We start from the raw sequence: 17,929 nt of genomic DNA, 5'->3' as shown, positions 1-17,929 counted from the left end.
CCACCCCCAGCGGGGCAGTGGCATGCCCCGTGGTGGGAAGTAAATCGACGCGTGGCCGACGGTGGTTGAAGGTGCTGGCCTGGGTGGCCAGCGGCTGAACCGTGCTCAGTCCTCGGACGGCAGAACGATGACGGTGGCGTGGCGCTCCGCGTCGGTAACGATGCGAATGGCCAGCCCCGGATGGATCACGTAGTGCGATGCCAGCGATGCGCCTGATTGAAGCGCGGTGCTGTTGGCCTGCCATTGCTGGACGTTGACGTCGCCCCAGTCGCCACGGGTGTGGCGCCTGAAGTACGGGATCGGGTCGAGGCGACCCGAGCGGACCAGGCGGTCAATGCCTTTGCTGAAGATAAGCGCCCCGATGGGGAACGCCAGGTTCTGACAGTAGGTTTCGATGCGATGTGATGCCATGGGCTCCTCCTTGATGAGTCATTGAGCCACGACACCCCTGCCGGAGTGAAGTGGCTCCGTCAGGAGAATGAGGATGACGATGTGGGGACGTCAGATCAGGTCCCGCTCTTCGGGAAGCTGGATCACCGTGGTCTGGTGGTCCTCGCTGGTCTTGACGATTAGCGCCAGGTCCGGCGTGATCCTGAACTGCGAGATCATCAGGTTGTCCTGTTGGATCGCCACGTCGTTGGCTTGGCGTGTGGCCTCATCGATCTCGCCCCAGTCCCCGCGCACATGGCGCTGGACATAGGCTAAGGGGTCGATCAGGCCTCTTCGGGCCAGCCAATGCACCTTCTCGCTCAACTTCAACGTACTCGGTGCGAACAACGGTTGCTTGTGCGGCGCTGGCCGCTTGAACGGATTCGGGAACATGGTGTTTCTCCTTCGATGTGGTACAGCAGGACGGTAGCGCGTCCGGTGGATCAGCGGATGGTCAACACCTCGCCCCGTGTCGCGGAGCCAGGCGTCATGTCCCACGCGCGGATGACGGGCACAAACTTGTCGGTGAGGATGCGGGTCTCGGCGATGGAGCCGTCTTCGCGTTCGGTGAATTCCCGCTGGAGCGTTTTGTCCTTGTGGGTGTCACCTTTGACGACGAGCACGCGCCCCGTCTGGGAGCGCACAACGCCGGAGATCGCGCCCGCTGCCAAGGCCAGGGCGAGATGCCAGTGGGACAAGGCTCGCGCCGGTGGACGCAGCGACTGCTGCGCGGCCCCCAGGTGCGTGTCCAGCGACGGCCAGAGGCCTTGCAGCCGACCGACCTCATCGGCGAACTGCTCCGGCTCCATCGTCACGCGGAAGAAATGCTCCGGCTCGACCGGACTGGCGGGGACGATGTACGGCAGGAACGGCCATTCGCTCGGCAGTTCCTCGGCTTCGACTTCGCCAAGCCCAACCTGCAGCAGCAGGTTGCGCACGGCCTTGACGCCATCGGGGGCCTGCTCGCGCTGGCGCACCCTTCGGCCAAAGATCACCACCTGCTTGAACTGCGTTTCCACCGCTCGGTAGATCCGCAGATCGGTGTAGTGGCGTGTCAGCCAACCAACCAGCTCCGCGTCGAGCACGTAGCCGGGGACGATGAAGACCAGCATGCCGCCGTACTGCAGCAGCGACAGCGAACGCTGATAGAACAGCTTTTCGAGGCGGGCACGTCCCTGACCTTGATAGCCGATGTTGCCGTTGACGTCCTTGGACAGGTCGCCATACGGCGGGTTGAGCCAGAGCAACCCGAAGGACTGTTTGGAGACCATCGTGTCCATCAGGTCCGCGTGCAGGCAGTGATCGACCAAGCCTCGGGCATGGCGTGCCCGCTCCGCGTCGAACTCGACCGCGAATGCCTTGGCCTGGTCACGCCCGAGGGCATAGGCGGCTTCGGCGATCGCCACGCCTTCGCCGGCGCAGGGATCAAGGATGCACATCGGCCCGTCGCTGGGCATCAGTGCGTTGAGGGCTCTTTCGAGCGTGGGTTCGTCGGTCGGGTAGTACCCGTTCTTGGCGAAATTGCGGGCGAGCCGCGGGAACATGAGGGCCATGGAAGTCTCCTGGTTGGCGGGGATGAAAGACGGAAGCACGCCGAGACGTGCCTCCGAGGGGGTCAAGCCGCTACCGCTTCCGGCGTCCAAATCTTGGTCGGATAGGGATAGGCGGTGAGCGCGTCACTGCGGATCAGGGAGCCCAGCGCCAGGGTCAGCGCCGGCACGTCGATGGCGAGCCGATGGCCTTCCAGCGGCCCGAGGGCGAACGGAAGGCGGGCCAGCATCTCGCGGCTTTGCAGCAGTTCCAGCACGGTCTCGCGCCAGTGGTCGAGTAGCGGCAACGGGCAGGTGTCCCGCACCAGCATCCACAGGCGGTCAAGCCGGTGGGCGCTGTCGCGCGGCAGCAGTGCCAATGCGCTGGCGTTGGCCTTGTCGGGCTTGACGCAGCGCCGGTCGAACAGCCACACGTTGGACAGCGAACCGAACAGCGTTCGCCGGTAGGCGCGGGTCATGCGCTTTTCCAGGCGATCGACGTTGCCGATGAACACCGGGACGCTGCCGCCCTGGTCGGTGATGACGTGGAACTGGTCCAGTCCCTGCTCGTCGCGCCCGAGGGTCAGGCGAGCGAGGAATTGCTGGACGGCGGTGTCGCGTGCCCAGATGGACAGGAAGATCAGGTTGCCCTGGTCATCGCCAACGCAGGCGTCGGCCATCACGTCCGGGCATTCGTCGATGCGGTACAGCGTGGAAGAAGTGTTTGCGGGCATGGTGGTGTCCTCGGATGAGCGGGAACAGCACCGCCCGTCGGGGCAGGTACTGCCCCGGGGGGGGTGGAAGAAAACCGCTCAGTCCGGCTCGAACTGCCGGGTGTGCGGGTTGAAGTGAAGCGCCTCGTCCACCGCGGTGATCGGCGTGAAGCCGTCCAGGTAGATGTTGTTGAGGTACTGGTCGCGATAGGTCAGCGCCTGCCGTGCCTGCTCCTCGGTGAGGCCGTTGTCGATGAAGTACGCCAGCATTTCCTCGTCGGAGGAAACTTCGTCGTTGGACAAACTGCCTTCAACGAGCTTTAACAGCGAGGCGGGGAGCGCAGCCAGGATCGGGTCCATGTTGGTTCCTCCTGGCTCAGGCCAATAGTGCCGCGGCGGGTGCCGTGGCAACCGTGGGTGTACGACGCCGCGCGTGGTAGGCGCGAACGCCTGCACGCCAGTCGGCGGACTGCTCCGGTGCGAGGTCCAGATAGGACAGCGGGCACGAGTAGTAGTACGGGTGCATGGACTCGTCCAGCGGCTTGTAGCCCCACTGGTTGCCGCTGCGCTCCAGAAGATCGCAGCGGATGTAGCGCAGGGACTGGCCCGGCGCGAGATCACGATGCACGCCTTCGGCCCTGGCCGTCACTTCCGCGACGGACCAGAGGACGTTGCCGCGCAGCGTGTGGGCGATGACCTTCACGCTGGCGCGCTCGGTCTCCTGCGGTGCGATCAGTTCGGCGATCAGTTCAGACCGCGATTGGGGAGAGAAATACCAGCCCATGAGAGGCCTCCTGAAGAAGTAGAGCCAGAGGCCTCCCCGTGGGGAAGAACCCCCAGCGGGTGATGGAATGCCGCGTGTGCGGCGATGGAATGCAGTGCGGGCTAGGAACCGCAACCGGCCGGGCAGCAACCCAGCGTGATCCCATGCGAACAGCAGCCGTTTTCAGCGAGCCAGTCCTGGGTTTCCTGCCGTTCGGCAGGTGTTGCGTAGTCCCATTCCTGGGTCGCGATTTCCAGCGCATGAACGCGCTGGCTTTCCGGCAATCGACTGGCTTGCGCGTCGATCTCCGAGCTGAAAAGCGTGACCCAGTGATCCCAGGACAGGCCGCAACCACGTTGGGCATGCTCGGCGGCCGTCTTGCAAACGGCGCGCCACGCGGTTTCGTCCAGCGCGGAACGGGGTGTATCGCAAGTGATGGTGGACATGATGGAGACCTCCAGAAGAAAGCCGAGGCCACCCCCGCATGGGGAAGGAACCCCAGCGGGTGGATGAAGAACACCGCGGATGCGGTGTCTGCAATCACGCAGGTTGCAGTTCGGCCTGGCGGCTCCACTCCTGCGTCTTGAAGTCCAGCGCGTAGCCCAGTTCGCCCAGGCGGGCGATCTGGGCGCGCAGGGCGCGGCGGTCGATGGTCGAATCCAGCTTCACAGACTCGCCCAGCGGCCACAACAGGCCGAACAGCGCGGCGTCGCCATCCTCGGTGCTGCCGGGGGCAGCAGCCGCAGCAGGCGGCGCGTCCACGCCGAAGGGCGTGGTATCGACCAGCGGGTCCGCGGACGTCTGCACGGGTGCAGGTTTGGCGGACCTGGATGCCTTGGCGGGTTTGGCCGGCGTTGTCGCAGGCTGTGTCCCTTGATCTTCATCGAGCGGATCGACTTCCTGCGGGGCGAAGCTATGTGCTTCGGCCTTGCTCAGCTTGTCGATGCCGAAAAGTGTCATACCGTCCAGGTTGGCGCGCATCTCGAAACGCATGCTGCCGTCGCTGATCGGATAGCCTTTGAGGAAGATGTAGCGAAGGACGAACTCCCCTTGATACTTGCCCTCGGGGTATTGCTCCAACTCCGCGTCTTTAATCGTGAATTTTCCGAGTTGGCATTCGAGCTTGCCAACATTGAACTTTCCGTTGCGGCCATGAATGGTGCGCAGCGCGAGCTGGCCCGGGACGATGATGGGAGTGGCCGATTTCTCGGGTGCCGATGTGACTGCCATGATGCTTCTCCTTGAGGAATAGGAAAAAGGCAAGGCCCCGTGAGGGGCCATGCCGGATCAGAACGAAGCAGCCAATGCCGGCTCCTGCTCTTCGACTTCACCTGCGGGCTCGCGCTCGGCGGGCTCGATAGGCTGGTCGGCAGCGGTGTCGGCGGCGTCCTCGGCTTCGGGCGCGGGTGCGTCCTCGGCCTGCGACGCCTCGGCTTGCGCCTGGCTCGTCGGATAGACCTGGGTGCCGTCGATCTTGATCAGACCGATGTGGATCAGCGTCGATTCCAGGCTCGCTCCCGGCTCCCCGGCGCGCTCACCCTTGGTGCGGATGTACGGATCGATCTTCATGTCGTTCAACTTGAAGGCGATCAGCACCTTGCGGTCCCCTTCGATGGCCTGCACGCACCGGCGAACCAGGTGCTCGGCTTCAGGGGTGGCGACGATGGTGTCGAAGTACCGATAGTCCGGTTCACCGACAGGCCCGGCCAGAGCCGCGACGCAGCACGACAGGAACGGATCGCCATCCTTGGGGGTGACGTCCTTCGGACGGCTGAGGTAGCCGATGCCGCGGGTGATCAGCTCGTGCTGCTTGATGGAAGCCAGTTCGGCCCGGTCAAGCGGCTCGGCCTTGAGCAGTCGCGCCTTGAGGGACGCGGCGGCTTCACCCTTGCGCTCGCCCTTGTCGCGGATGTACGCATCGCCCCACAGGTCGCCGAGGCGGAAGCGCACCAGCGGGCGCTGCTTGGGATCGTCAACGCCGATGTAGCGCTGGACGAGGTTCTTGGCCTCGGCACCCGAGACCTTGACGTCGAAGTAGCGGTAGCTGGGGTCCCTGGCGGGGCCGACCAGCGCGGCAACGGTGCATGCCAGGAAAGGCTGCGCACGGCGGCCGCCCCGGACAGGCACTTCACGGACACGCTGGATGTAGCCGATGCCCGAGGTGTGGAGGTCGAAATACGATTTCTCGTTGGACGTGGTGTTCATGGTGAATCTCCATAGGGAAGAAGCGGAGACACACCAGCCCCACGCATGCGGGGAAAGGTGCGTAACCCCGCGGTGGGTCGATAAGGCGAAAGCATCCGCCACCAGAGACTGGTGGCCGCTCGCGGATGGATGCGGTGCGAGCTGGCTCGGTCACGCAGTGGGAACTGCGACGCAACCTTGAAGACCGATGGTTGCTTGGCATGTCGCTGACAACGTCAGCAGGCATGGGGTCAGCATGGCCGGGCCTCGCGCGCGCGACAGCAATCAATCGGCATCCGGGCGCTTCCCATTTTTTCCAGGCTGCCCAGTTCCGCCCAAAAGAAAGCCCCCGAAATGGGGGCTTCAAGGGGTATGCGGACATTTTTGGACTACGCCGATTCCACCGCCGCCAGCGACAGATACGTAGCGGTGGCGGACAGCTCCAGATCATCTGAGCTTTGCAGAATGCGAGTGAAAACGCTGTCTTTCGGGTCGAAGAACTCGCCGAAGTCGTCGCCGCCAAGCTCGGCGCGTGCCAGTTCCCACCAGTCATCGAACGGGTCGGTATCCGGGTTGCAGCCGACGGCATAGGCCAGCAGCTTCACGCGGCCATCGGGGCGGCGCTCTCCGCGCTCGGCGAGGAAGTACACGCCCTGGTCCTTGGCCAGGGCGACGCGGCATTGGTTGGCGATGGCTTCGGCAAGCACGGGGCGCAGGTCGGAGCCTCTGAATCGCAGTGACATGGTTGAAATCTCCTGTATGGATGAAGAAAAAAGCCCTCCACCGAAACGGATGGAAGGCTTGTGGGGCAGTCGCCGGTAGGCTGTGGACTGATCAGTCGTGCCGCTAGGCTTCCTGTCTGGCACGTCAGGCTGGAACCGCCTGACGTTGCCGAAAGGCTTTGGCGTCGATCACGCTCACGTCGATCAGGCGCCAGCGCCCGTCGTCGATGAGCCGCTCCAGCACTTCACCGAGCATGTCGAAATACACCTCGTCGTGCCTATCGACCAACTCACCGTCGCGGTGCAGCTCCACCACGTAGGTGTCGCCGCCACGGTCGTAGAGGATCGTCACCTGACCCTCGAACTTGGTGGTTGAGACCGTGAAGCTGATCGCCGGCGGGGTCTCGATGATCCTGGAGGGCTTGGGATCGACCCAGGCGAAGTCGCGGGCACCTGCATCGACCAGCATGTGGGTGATGCACCGGAACCCGTCGGGCGCGGGCATCTCCTCCAACTGCTCGATGAGTTGGCCCAGCTCCATGCACTGCGGCTCGGGAATGGGCAGCTTGGCGGGTGCTTTGCCAAGGATATGCCTCGTGATGGTGTAAGGCGTGCCATCCGAAGTCTTCTCGGTGACGACTTCCGGGGTGTCCGCGCGAAGCCCGTCGAAACGTCGCCGGGCGTAGGGTTGGACATGGACCTTGGCGCCCTCGCTGGGAACGGTGGTCACCAGGTTGGGATCGAGCACGGCGAACTCGGAAGGCTTGAGCTTGACGACGATGGCATCGTCGGTCGCGGAGACTACCTTGCCGTTGAAGGGCTGAGGGTCAATGGCGAAGCCCAACGTCGAGGACTGCGGCTGATCATCGAATACGCGGTATTTGAACGAACGCACGTTGCGAGGGACATGGCCCGCGACAAGCGAAGGCATCATGGATTTGATGAGGGAACGGTCCATGGGAATCTCCTTGAGGAAGAACAAGGGATTCCCCGCCCGCAAGGGAGAGGTCCCTTGTGGGTGGCGTGAACGGACGGGGTACGTCCATAGGAAGAAACGACCAGCACGGTTTCCCGCACTTGCAGCCTTGAAGGTCTCGGCTGCCAGGGCATGTGTCGGCAACGCCGACGAACATGGAGCAAGGATGGCTCTGGAATGGGCGGCCTGCCTGCAAGAAATCGCACAGCGTCGCACCCGCTTTCCTGCGCTGCGGACAAGAAAAAGCCCCTCGAAAAGGGGCTTGGTTGGGTCAGGCTTCGTACACGAAGTAGTGCTCGCGCTGACGTGGGAAGAAGACATGCTTCCATGTATCGCCGCTGGTGTTGCCACCGTCGAAGACGACCATTTCGTAGTCGTCAATGTCGGTGTCCACCAGGTCGGCGCTGGCGATATGGCGCATGTGCAGCGTGCCGCTCATGCGCTCGAATACCAGGATCTGGCCGATGGCGTCGTCCTGGCCCATGGCATTGACGCAGGCGCCGAGCTGGTGCTCGAAGTCTGGCGTGCGCGAGATGAGGTCGGGGAACATGAGGTTGCTCCTATGAAAATGGACCAGCCCGGCTCCGGGAGGGAGACGGGCCGGTATGGGGGAGAACAAAGAGGAAGGATGTTGCGTCGAGCGGCTGCTAGGATTCGGCCAACGGCAGGCCCAACAGCACGGGTGCGTCGGCGTCGAGAATCAGGATGCGCACGTCGGCCTGGCCAGCCAGTTCAATGACGTTCGCCAGGTCATCCGGCATACCCTTGCTTCGGTGCTCCTGGCGAAGCTGCTCCGCACTGATGCCCTCGGCGTGGTCCAGGTTCTTGTCCGTCCAGGGAGTGGAGATCAGCTTGATGCCGATCGCCGGGCTGTACGGAACCCGGAACGCGATGAACAGGAATGCCTCCGGCGTAGCGAGGTCTGCCAGGTTGGCGAGGTATTGGCCGGTTTCTTGGCTGATGTGTGCGCTGCTGATTTCCCAGCACCGGCTGTAGTAGCCGGTCTCGAAACTCAGGCGCTGTACGACTTCCCGCGCTGCCTCTGCCGAATAGGCGTCGCCGACGTGGATGGGGCGACCGTCGAAGTCGTCGCCATGGATGGCATAGACCACGGCACCGATTACACCTTCGCCGCTGACACCTTCTGCGGTATCGCATTCGGCCAGCACCTCGGCACTCACGGGTTCGGGACCATTCCTGACCACGGCGAAATCGCTGGTGACGATGCACGAGGATGAAATCAGTTCCTCGTCGGAAAAGTGCTTTTGACTCGCGTGGATGATTCGCCAGACATGCGGGCTTCCGTCGTCGTAGCCGATGCACAGCGTGCGGACGATTTTCAGATTCCAGTAGCCGCGGAGAAAGGGATTGGGTTTCTGGGACATGGGAACTCTCCAGATTTGAATATTGGGGCCAATCTCCGCCACCGGGAATTGGACCCGGTTGGTTGAAAGTGGAAAATGCGTCAGTCGGCGCTGATCGTTGGCGTCTGAACCAGCCGTTCGGCGATGCGATGGCGCACATTTAGGCGAAATTGCTCATCGGTGATGCCGGCAAGCAGGTTGGCGGCCTCCAGCGCGATCAACGCTGAGGCCTCTTCGATGTCGGCGGCCAGGATGGTGTTGCGCAGTTGATCGCCGAGTTGAAGCGCCTGCGAGGACGTTCTGAAGACCTGGACCTCACGGCTCAGGTAGCAGCCGTTGCCGCCGAACTCGAATAGCCTTGGCTTGCTGCAATACCAGCAGCCCTCAAACTGGATGGCGGTCAGGTTATGGCCGTCATCGAAGCGGGTAGCGATCAGAAGCAGGGCTTCCAGGTCGGCGCCGTCCTCGAATTGGTGGTGCTCGATCAGGTTCTCCAGCTCCCCGTCCTGGTCAGCACCGAAGTGCGCGGCCAGCCGTTCAAGCAGAGGCGGAATCGACAACTCTTCGTCGTCGGGCATGGGGATGCCGAGTTGTGTGGCCAGGTTTTCCAGACCGTCCAGCACATCTGTCCAGCGTGGATCATTGGTTTCGGCGATCTGGGCGATGTAGGCCTGCCCATTGCCGGGATGGTTTTCGTCGAGCGCGAAAGCACCGAACAGTGCCTTGATGACGGGAGTAACGCGGTTGAGCACGAGAACGCCCGTGCCTTCGTAGTAGTTGTTTGCCATGCTGGCTCCTTTCGAGAAGAGCGGAGCCAGCCCATGCGGACGATGGCGTCCGCAGGGAATAGCCCAAGGCCGTTGGCGTCGGGCGATGGGGAAGAAAAATTGAGGGACATGGCCTTATGGGCGCATGTCCCTCACGGGGGGATCGAGAGGACAGTGGCGTGCCGGAGACCGGCTCACCAACCGCTGTAGTTCACCAGCAGGTCGGCGATGACCTTGCGGCGTTCCAGATCGAGACCGTCGAAGTCCGACAGCCCGTGGAAGCGGCAGCGCTTGAGCATGGCACCGCCCTCGCGCGCGTTGTAGAAGCTGACCATGGCGGACAGGAACATGCGTTCGCCGCTGCTCAGGACGCCGAGGGCATCGTTGAGCCGCAGCATGTCGGGACGCAAATCCCACTTGGTCTTGGCCTGGTTCAGGCCTTCACGGGTGCCGTCGCCGAACCACTCGGGACCAGCAATCTCGACACCGCGCTTCCAGGCCTCGAAGAAGGCTTGGGGCGCGGCAGCGAAATGCTGCTCTTCCCGCATGATCTGATCGACGACTTCCCGCGGCAGTAGCTGGTTCATGACGTGATTTCTCCAGTTGGATCAGGGAATGGCGAGCTGGGACCAGCCGCCTCTTTCGAGGGCGCGTTGAGCCGCGGCATAGCTGCGGAAGTACTCGCGGGATTCCCGCGAAACGGGACCTTCGGTATCGCGCGTGCCGATGTAGTGGCCGGCGGCGCTTTGCAAGACTTCGAGCGGCAGGAACTTGCCGCAGTAGGTCAGGGCCAACTGGCCGAAAGAGGCTTGCTGGGACATGGACGGGCTCCTTGGAAAAGCGGGGCCTTGTCCCTCACGGGATGGCAGCTCCCGCACGCGGTTGATAAAAAGCATCAGCGTCACGGGGACGCTCATCCGCAGAATTGATGCGATGCGGACTGGTGGGTGACGCGGGAGAGACCCGCGGCAGCCTGGAACCCTGGCTGCTGGCATGTGCTGACGAATCAGCGAACATGCAGGCAGCTTCGTGCGAGGGCTGCGCCGCGTCAGTTGGAAAACGGCATTCGGCCCAGCCCCGATTGATGAGCACAGGAAAAGAAAAGCCCCGCATCGAGTACGGGGCTGTCAGGAGGGTGCGGTGGCGCTGGGTCAATCGGGCTTGTCGCCCAGGACATGCTGCTTCCACAGGTCGAATGCCCGCTCGGGCGGAAGCTCGGCGAGGATGACGATGGGCTGGGCCTGCCTGGTGCGCAGCGAAGCGAAGTACGCCTTGCGGTCGGCGATAGCCTTGAGCTTGATGCCTTTGATGAACAGCAGTTTGCCGTCCTTGATGAACAGCACCTTGTTGCCGATGTCGCGGTTGAAGGCGGCTCGCACCTTGCGCTCCGCGTGCATGGCATCGGCCAGTTCATCGACCAGGAAGTCGAGCGTCATGTCGATGTAATGAGGGTCTTCACCCTCCTGGCCTAGATCGAGCGGCGCAGGCGGCAAGCCCTTGGCAAAGGCTTCGGCCTGAGCCAGCAGCGTCGTCTTGCCGTTGAGCGCGCGGAGGAATGTCGAGCCGCCATGCCCGTCGTTGCGGGCCTCGGCGATGGGAGTGCCGTCGAACACGATGGTCGCGGTGAAGCACAGCGTTTCCTCGCTGGCGAAGTCGGCGACCTTGAGGTTCTTCAGCGTGATGCGGTCTTGCTTGGTGATGGTGTCCATGGGAAGTCCTGAAATCGACCGGGTGGCGACATGCCCCTGACGGGACGTGGCGACCATCCCGTGGGTTGGAGAAAGGAGGCATCGATGCCCCGGTGGGCAGCGTTCGCCGGTGAGATGCCGAAGCGAACTGGTGGGTGGCGTGGGCGGAACCCACGGCAGCCTTGACACCCTGGCTGCGGGCTGCTGCCGATACATCGGCAATGCAGGGGGAGAATGGCGCGGCCGGCAGGCTGCGTCGTCGATCAATCCGAAGCGGTCGAGTCCGTCTTGTGCAGGCACTGCACCAGCCGGTTGCCCAGCCAAGCCATGCACGGGACGGCCATGGAGTTGCCAATCGCCTTGTAGCGCGGAGCGTCTGCGGCAGGCTTGCCGCGATACGGGATCAGCGTGTAGTCGTCGGGCATGCCCTGCAGCCGCTCGCACTCCATGGGCATCAGCCGCCGCACCCGCCATTGCGACCAGTCCGCTGCACCGGATTCATTCCAGTCGTAGCGGAAATGTGCCTCGAAGTCGGGGGCCAGGACATGGGGCTTGTCTGCGCCGCCGCCGCTGGTACGCAACGCCGCCGCAACGCTTCCGCCCAGTTCGGCAGCAAGACCCTGCGTCCGTCCCCGCAGGGCAACGCAGGCCACCATCGGCACACCGTAGCCCGGCTTGCCGTTGGACAGGACGGTGCAAGACACCTGTCCATGGCCCGACTCGAAGCGCACTTCGCCGCGGTTGTTCTGCGCGAAGGCGATGGCGGGCACGACGCCTGCGTTCGCATGGCTGTTGCGATGCCCGCCGGCACGCAGCGTCGGCGTCAGGTCGATCGTGGCGTCCGCGCCGCTGCCCTGGGCGGTGAAGGCGATGATCGGCACGCCCTTTCCCGTACCGTCCTCGCTGCTGCCCTTGCCGTTGTTGGCGGTGTCGAGGGTGTGGGCGATGCTGCCGGCGATGGACTGCACCATGAACGTCTCGGTGCGGATGTCGTGCTTGGGACCCGCGGCCATCAGGCATGCCGCAACATCGACGGGGCCAATGCCGCCGCTGAATCCGAACGTCGTCGTGACCTTGCCGTAGGGCTGGTTCAGTCCAGCGAATCCTGCGTATCCGCCTGCTGCTGCAGCACCCGGTCCAGCAGCGCGGGCAGCTTCTTGCCACGGCGCGCGGCCCGCAGAAGAATCCCCGCGCAGGCCTGTGCGCTCAAAAAGTACTTCGGAGGGATCGAGGTCATCACCACCACATGCCACAAGAAACACGCGCTTGCGGCGTTGGGCGACACCGAAATATTGAGCGTCGAGCACGCGCCAGGCGATGCGGCGGCGGGGTCCAGACACACAACCAGCGTGCGCCCATTTTTCCCCTGGCGGCTGGAGCGCACGGCTTTCTCCGGCCAGTGCGCCCAGGAAATGCCCGAAGGCATTGCTGCGGTCGTTGAGGACGCCGGGGACGTTTTCCCAGACGAGCGTTGCCGGCGGGCGGCGGTCTTGGTGGCGGGTTTGGTCGATGGCATTTGCAAGCTCCACATAGGCAAGGGTCAAGGCGCCGCGCGGGTCGTTCAACCCCTGGCGCGCGCCGGCAACGCTGAACGACTGGCACGGCGTGCCGCCGACCAGGATGTCGGGCGCCGGCACGGTGCCGGCGCGCACCTGACGGGCGATCGCGGTCATGTCGCCCAGGTTGGGCACATGGGGGTAACGGTGGGCGAGCACGGCGCTCGGGAACGGCTCGATCTCGGCGAACCACGCGGCTTTGAGGCCGAGGGGTTGCCATGCGAGGCTCACGGCCTCGATGCCGCTGCACACGCTGCCGTACAGCAGTGGCGCGGCCTGGGGCGCACCGCGAAGGGTGCAAGGTTGCGGGTTCATGTCGGGTCTCCTGTTCGTGTGGCCCGGGGCGGGCCGGGACGTTGATAGGCAGGAGAAAGGCGCCGAAGGCCCTGCGGCCTTCGGCTCGGGAGGACAGAACCACCCGTGGGCTGGTGCAGGCCCGGTCGTCGCTAGAACCGTCTGCTCATCAGCAATCACACCCGGCGCATGTCGTGGTTCGCGCCGGCATCGTCTGGCGCACATCCGCGCACAAAGGGAGCCCGTTTTTGCGCCGGCGGGCACCGGCACCGAATACCGCTGACCACGAAGGGTCTCCGGGTGGCTCGCGCAGCTTGGCAAGCCACCGGGGGACCCTTCGCAGAGGCGGGAGAAATGCAGATCAGCAGAACGCGCAGGAGGCGGTTCGCGGAGAAGCTACCTTCAGGTCCCGCGGCCGGGGATGACCAAGCGGGACGCGCACACGGACAAGAAGGCGTTGCGCGCTGGGCGTCCCGCAGGGCGTGCGGAACACAGGCCGCGCCGCCGATGGCGGGCACGGTTCACGGGGAACGGGGTCGGTCAGGAGCCTTTGCGGCCGCTGCGGCGCGGGCGCGAGGCACCACGCTTGGACGTGCCGGATTCGACCGGCAGCGTGCCTTTGCAGTCGGGGTAGCGACTGCACGACCAGAATGGGCCGCTCTTGCCGGTGCGCTGGCGCGTCGGTGCGCCGCACTGTGGGCAAGGCGGTCCGTGGGGAACCTTGATGGACAGGGACGTGCTGCCGTACTGCGCGATCAACTGTGAGATCCATGCAGCCTGCTTGCCGATGAATACGTCCAGCGTGAGCTGTCCAGCTTCGATCATGTCCAGCGCCTGTTCCCAGACGGCGGTTGTCCCTGGGTCGGCAATCGCTGTGGGCACCGCGTCGATCAGGGTGAAGGCCGCATCCGAGGCACGGATGGCGCGGCCCTTCTTCACGAGGTAGCCCCGCGTCAGCAGGCCACTGATGATGTTGGCCCGCGTCGCTTCGGTGCCGATGCCGACCGTATCCTTGAGCTTCTGTTTCAGGCGCGGGTCCGAGACCAGTTTGGCGACGCCCTTCATGGACTTGACCAACTCGCCCTGCGTATAGGGCCGAGGGGGCAGCGTCTTGAGCGCCTTCAGATCGACGTCGGCCACCTGACATGCCAGGCCCTCGCGCAGCGCGGGCAGTACCTGGCTGCGCGCCGCAGGGTCGCCATCCTCCTCGGATTGCGGTTCGGCCAGCACCAGGCGCCACCCCTTGACGACGACCTGCTTGCCGGTGGCCGCCAGCGTCTGCTGGCCGCAGGAGAGGTTCGCCACATTGCGGTCGAACTCGTGGTGAGGAAGGAATTGCGCCAGGTAATGCGCCCGGATCAGCCGATACACTGCCAGTTCCTTCTCACTCATGGTCGAGAGGTTCGCCGGTTCGAGCGTCGGGATGATGCCGTGGTGAGCAGACACCTTCGCGTCGTTCCAGGCGCGTGAGCGTTGAGTGCGGTTGAGCTGGTCCATGATCGGTCGCAGCAAGGGATCGGTCTTGACCAGGCTGTCGAGGACCGTTGGCACCTCGGCGAACATGCTTTCGGGCAGGTAGCCCGAATCGGAGCGCGGGTACGTCGTGGCCTTGTGCGTCTCGTATAGGGCCTGAGCAATGTCTAAGGTCTCCTGCACATCGAGCCCAAGCTGCCTGGAACACACCTCCTGCAAGGTCCCCAGGTCGAACGGCAGCGGCGGGCCTTCCCGCACGCGCTCGGTTTCGACCGCCACCACCTGGGCGCTGTCCGCGGCGCGGATCTGCTGCGCGGCGTGCTGCGCGATGGGCTGCTGCAGGCAGCGGCCGGCGTCGTCGGTGCATGCTTTCGGGGGAACCCACTGCGCGGCGAAAGTCTGGCCACCGGCGGACAGGGACACGTCGATGGCCCAGTACGGCACGGACACGAAGGCGGTGATCTCGCGGTCGCGGTCCACGACCAGTTTGAGCGTGGGGGTCTGGACGCGGCCTACCGACAGCACGCCGTCGTAGCCGGCCTGCCGTCCCAGCACCGTGAACAAGCGGCTGAGGTTCATGCCGACGAGCCAATCCGCCCGAGAGCGCGCCAGCGCCGAGTAGTACATCGGCAGCGTCTCGGCCGATGGCCGGAGCTTGCCGAGTGCCGCGCGGATGGACGCATCGTTGAGCGCCGACAACCACAGCCGTTCGATGGGACCGCGGTAGCCGCACAGGTCGATGATCTCGCGGGCGATCAACTCGCCCTCGCGGTCGGCATCTGTGGCGATGACAAGCTGGGTCGCCTTAGCCAGAAGCGCCTTGACGACTTTGAACTGCGTGGCGGTTTTAGGTTTGACCTCGACCCGCCAGTGCTGAGGAATGATGGGCAACTGCTCCAGCGACCAGCGCTTGAGCGCCGCGTCATAGACCTCGGGGGCTGCCGCTTCGACGAGATGGCCGATGCACCAGGTGACGGTGACGCCGGAACCGTTGAGGCAGCCTTCACCGCGCTGCGTGGCACCGAGAATTCGGCCAATGTCTTTGCCCTGGGAGGGCTTCTCGCACAAGAACAGCCGCATGTCCGTCCATCCCGATTCCCGTTGTTCATGGAGTTGCTGGAATCGAGGATGCCGAGCGCCACCTGGGGTAGCAGCAAACAAGCCGCATGCGCCGGCGACCGCTTTCACGCCGATGGAATGGCTCGGGCGGGGATGGCGCGTGGCCGCAGGTGTGCGGACCAGTAGCCGCGATTTGCGGGAGCGCGTGGAAGTCGATGGACGTTGATGGAGCTATCCCCAGGGGATAGCTTGCGGGGTGCATGGAGGGCGGCGAAGCACTACGGCGGCCGCCCTCCATGCCGGTTCACTTCCTGCGCTTCGCCTCCTTCGGCGCGGTCGATTCCTGGGCAGCCTGTGGCTTCGGTTCTGCCTCCTGCGGCTTCGGACTGAGGGCCACGGACTCGATGCGGTACGGCAGGATGCCGACGCTGCGCGCGTTGATCTGCCAGGTCTCGCGCGGCTGATCTTCGTTGTCCGTCCAAGGCTCGCGCTCCATGCGGCCGATGACCAGCACGCGCATACCTTTCTGGTACAGGTCCTTCCAGTGCTCGGCGTCGCGGTGCCAGATTTCCACCGGCGCCCAGAAGCCGCCGCGGTCCTCGAAGGTGCCATCCTTCTTGGGTACGGGGTTGTCGAAATAGACGTTCAGGCGCAGCAAGCGGCTGGGTTCGTCATTGCCGTTGGGGAATTCGCGGTACTCCGGTGGCGAGCCGATGTTGCCTTCGCCAGAAAAATGCGTGCTCATGGTGTGATCTCCGTGGTGGTTGAAATACCCGTGCCTCGTCGGCGCCGGGCGCGTGCTGGGATGCCCGGCGCAATCACCGATCGCGCATTGCGGCAGGAACGGACGTGAGCCGGTGCAGGTAGGCGTCGTCCGCCTCGGCGGCCTTGCTGGCGCATTCCTGCGCCTGCCTGCCCAAGGTGTGCAGCAGGCTGATCTGCATGTTCAACGTGATGCGCTGCAGCTCGATCGCGTGCAGGTCGGCCAGCAGGTTGACGGGTGTGCTGCTGCTGGCGATCAGCTCCCGCCACAGCGCCACGCCCATGGCCGACCTGTCGTGCCTGCGCCAGCGCAAGAAGACGGTTCCTGCGCCAGTGGTCTGTTGGGCCAGTTCGATGGGCAGAAGGTGGAAGGGGTGCCCGCATGCTTGCTCCAGCACCTGTCGCTGTGCCAGGGCAATCAACTCGTCGCGCATGGCGAAGCACTGGCTGGCCCAGGCCTCGAAGTCCCCTTTACCCTTAAAAGGCTTTAAAAGGCCTTTTAGAGAGGCCGCGTGTTCCAGCCGCATGAAGGCACCCTGTTGCAGGCCCCGGAAGTAGCGGGTCGGTTGGTTCAGATCGTTCATGCGGGCTCGTCCTCGCCGGCTGACGCTTCGGGCGGCTCTGCGGTGGCGGCTTCGTCGCTGGGCGGAGGCGCTGTGGCAGGACCGTCGCCGCGCTGTTGCAGGCCACGGCGCACGACGGGTGGCGCAAACTTCGAGCGGCGTGTCCCCTCCAGCACCTCCTGCGGCAGTTCGCCGTACTTCTCCAGCGCGACTCGCGCAGCGGCGTTCTTCGCCGCGAAATCGTCGCGGGTGCAGCCCGAGTAGCGATACTGCTGGGCCAGCGAGAACAGGCTGCGCAGCGCGTGCGCGCCCTCGTTGAGCCAGCGTTCCAAGGTGCTGCGGTCGATGAGCGCGGTGTGGTGGGCGAGGATCAGCTTGCGGGCGATGTCGTCGTAGTCGGCCAGGAGATAGACCGCGGCAAAGCCGAGCTGCGCGTTGACGAAGAGCGGGAGCTTGACCGGCTGCACGTTGAGGTTTTCGCCCAGGCTGAGCGCCGGTGGCACGCTCGCCAGCGCCTGGTCCACCTGCTCGCGCAGCGATTGCAGCGTGACCTTGGTTTGGTCGAGCTTGTCCTCGATGCGCAGCATCCACCAGTCCGAGTACGGGTCGTCCTGCTCCGAGCCCCGCCGCATCTTGTTCATCTGGGCGATGTAGCCGTTCAGGCCGACGATGCCCGGTCGCCCCTCGGCGGCGGCGCGGCCGTGCCAGATGCGGGAAGCGTGATGGGTGTGCAGGGTCAGCGACATCGCGCTGCGCAGGGAGCCGAGATTCAGTTGCAGAGGTTCATTGGTTGCCATGGTGTCCGCTCGTTGTTGGAAAAGGAGCGGCCAGCTTCGGCAGGAAGCGGAAGGCAGTCAGTCAAGAATCCGAATCCCGGCGGGCCCCGGTTTAGGGCGCGGCGGTTGCATGCGGCGCGAGCTATCCCCAGGGGATAGCTCCATGGAGCGTCAACGAACGCTGCACGCCGGGATCAGGGTAGGCAACACCGATGCTGCGGCAGATGGTCGATCCCAGGCCTGCGACAACTTGGCGTTGTGCCCAGCAGCGGAACTATCCCCAGGGGATAGCTCTATTGGCGGCCATGGGC

Annotated in this window: 22 protein-coding genes; all 22 read right to left on the bottom strand. The window is 64.5% G+C overall.

What is annotated here, in order from left to right:
* Positions 1-105 precede the first annotated feature (105 nt).
* Positions 106-411 carry a hypothetical protein gene (locus G7020_RS01830; protein WP_023103916.1) on the bottom strand — a complete coding sequence of 102 codons (306 nt, stop codon included), beginning with the start codon at positions 409-411 and terminating at the stop codon, positions 106-108.
* A 90-nt stretch (positions 412-501) separates the two neighbouring features.
* Complete coding sequence (locus G7020_RS01825) at positions 502-822, bottom strand: hypothetical protein (protein ID WP_023103917.1); 321 nt, start codon at positions 820-822, stop codon at positions 502-504.
* Between the two features lie 50 nt (positions 823-872).
* Positions 873-2,006 (bottom strand): DUF6094 domain-containing protein, encoded by a 1,134-nt coding sequence (locus tag G7020_RS01820; protein WP_254912518.1) that lies wholly within the window; start codon positions 2,004-2,006, stop codon positions 873-875.
* A 38-nt stretch (positions 2,007-2,044) separates the two neighbouring features.
* Positions 2,045-2,692 carry a hypothetical protein gene (locus G7020_RS01815; RefSeq protein WP_023103919.1) on the bottom strand — a complete coding sequence of 216 codons (648 nt, stop codon included), beginning with the start codon at positions 2,690-2,692 and terminating at the stop codon, positions 2,045-2,047.
* A 78-nt stretch (positions 2,693-2,770) separates the two neighbouring features.
* A complete protein-coding gene (locus tag G7020_RS01810; protein WP_023103920.1) occupies positions 2,771-3,031 on the bottom strand; it encodes a hypothetical protein in 261 nt (86 codons plus the stop codon).
* A gap of 16 nt (positions 3,032-3,047) precedes the next feature.
* Positions 3,048-3,455 carry a hypothetical protein gene (locus G7020_RS01805; RefSeq protein ID WP_023103921.1) on the bottom strand — a complete coding sequence of 136 codons (408 nt, stop codon included), beginning with the start codon at positions 3,453-3,455 and terminating at the stop codon, positions 3,048-3,050.
* A gap of 101 nt (positions 3,456-3,556) precedes the next feature.
* Positions 3,557-3,880 carry a hypothetical protein gene (locus G7020_RS01800; protein WP_023103922.1) on the bottom strand — a complete coding sequence of 108 codons (324 nt, stop codon included), beginning with the start codon at positions 3,878-3,880 and terminating at the stop codon, positions 3,557-3,559.
* A 94-nt stretch (positions 3,881-3,974) separates the two neighbouring features.
* On the bottom strand, positions 3,975-4,664 hold the full coding sequence (locus tag G7020_RS01795) for a DUF3275 family protein (RefSeq protein ID WP_023103923.1): 690 nt from the start codon (positions 4,662-4,664) through the stop codon (positions 3,975-3,977).
* 57 nt (positions 4,665-4,721) lie between these two features.
* Entirely contained in the window at positions 4,722-5,639 is a 918-nt protein-coding gene (locus tag G7020_RS01790; protein WP_023103924.1) for a DUF3577 domain-containing protein, read from the bottom strand.
* A gap of 368 nt (positions 5,640-6,007) precedes the next feature.
* The gene (locus tag G7020_RS01785; protein ID WP_009459699.1) at positions 6,008-6,361 is read right to left on the bottom strand and encodes a DUF3085 domain-containing protein; all 354 of its coding nucleotides are present in this window, start codon (positions 6,359-6,361) and stop codon (positions 6,008-6,010) included.
* A 124-nt stretch (positions 6,362-6,485) separates the two neighbouring features.
* The gene (locus G7020_RS01780) at positions 6,486-7,298 is read right to left on the bottom strand and encodes a hypothetical protein (protein ID WP_023103925.1); all 813 of its coding nucleotides are present in this window, start codon (positions 7,296-7,298) and stop codon (positions 6,486-6,488) included.
* A gap of 289 nt (positions 7,299-7,587) precedes the next feature.
* Entirely contained in the window at positions 7,588-7,866 is a 279-nt protein-coding gene (locus G7020_RS01775; RefSeq protein ID WP_009459701.1) for a hypothetical protein, read from the bottom strand.
* A 97-nt stretch (positions 7,867-7,963) separates the two neighbouring features.
* Positions 7,964-8,701 carry a hypothetical protein gene (locus G7020_RS01770; RefSeq protein ID WP_017512403.1) on the bottom strand — a complete coding sequence of 246 codons (738 nt, stop codon included), beginning with the start codon at positions 8,699-8,701 and terminating at the stop codon, positions 7,964-7,966.
* Positions 8,702-8,781: 80 nt separating this feature from the next.
* A complete protein-coding gene (locus G7020_RS01765; protein ID WP_017512402.1) occupies positions 8,782-9,468 on the bottom strand; it encodes a hypothetical protein in 687 nt (228 codons plus the stop codon).
* A 173-nt stretch (positions 9,469-9,641) separates the two neighbouring features.
* The gene (locus tag G7020_RS01760; protein WP_017512401.1) at positions 9,642-10,034 is read right to left on the bottom strand and encodes a hypothetical protein; all 393 of its coding nucleotides are present in this window, start codon (positions 10,032-10,034) and stop codon (positions 9,642-9,644) included.
* Between the two features lie 21 nt (positions 10,035-10,055).
* Positions 10,056-10,268, bottom strand: a complete 213-nt coding sequence (locus G7020_RS01755; protein ID WP_003290186.1) for a hypothetical protein — start codon at positions 10,266-10,268, stop codon at positions 10,056-10,058.
* 330 nt (positions 10,269-10,598) lie between these two features.
* A complete protein-coding gene (locus G7020_RS01750; RefSeq protein ID WP_023103929.1) occupies positions 10,599-11,156 on the bottom strand; it encodes a hypothetical protein in 558 nt (185 codons plus the stop codon).
* 242 nt (positions 11,157-11,398) lie between these two features.
* Positions 11,399-13,006: a DNA cytosine methyltransferase gene (locus G7020_RS01745; protein WP_023103930.1), complete on the bottom strand. Its 1,608-nt coding sequence runs from the start codon at positions 13,004-13,006 to the stop codon at positions 11,399-11,401.
* Positions 13,007-13,525: 519 nt separating this feature from the next.
* Positions 13,526-15,538, bottom strand: coding sequence for a DNA topoisomerase III (locus G7020_RS01740; RefSeq protein WP_028690960.1), 2,013 nt, complete (start codon positions 15,536-15,538; stop codon positions 13,526-13,528).
* A gap of 283 nt (positions 15,539-15,821) precedes the next feature.
* Entirely contained in the window at positions 15,822-16,262 is a 441-nt protein-coding gene (locus tag G7020_RS01735) for a single-stranded DNA-binding protein (RefSeq protein WP_028690961.1), read from the bottom strand.
* Between the two features lie 73 nt (positions 16,263-16,335).
* The gene (locus G7020_RS01730) at positions 16,336-16,863 is read right to left on the bottom strand and encodes a DUF3158 family protein (RefSeq protein WP_028690962.1); all 528 of its coding nucleotides are present in this window, start codon (positions 16,861-16,863) and stop codon (positions 16,336-16,338) included.
* Positions 16,860-17,639 carry a PFL_4669 family integrating conjugative element protein gene (locus G7020_RS01725; protein ID WP_028690963.1) on the bottom strand — a complete coding sequence of 260 codons (780 nt, stop codon included), beginning with the start codon at positions 17,637-17,639 and terminating at the stop codon, positions 16,860-16,862. The genes G7020_RS01730 and G7020_RS01725 overlap by 4 nt, the downstream gene beginning before the upstream one ends.
* Between the last annotated feature and the right edge of the window lie 290 nt (positions 17,640-17,929).

This window comes from Stutzerimonas stutzeri, assembly GCF_013522825.1.
GTDB lineage: Bacteria > Pseudomonadota > Gammaproteobacteria > Pseudomonadales > Pseudomonadaceae > Stutzerimonas > Stutzerimonas stutzeri_AK.
This window is presented reverse-complemented; position numbering and strand designations above follow the sequence as displayed.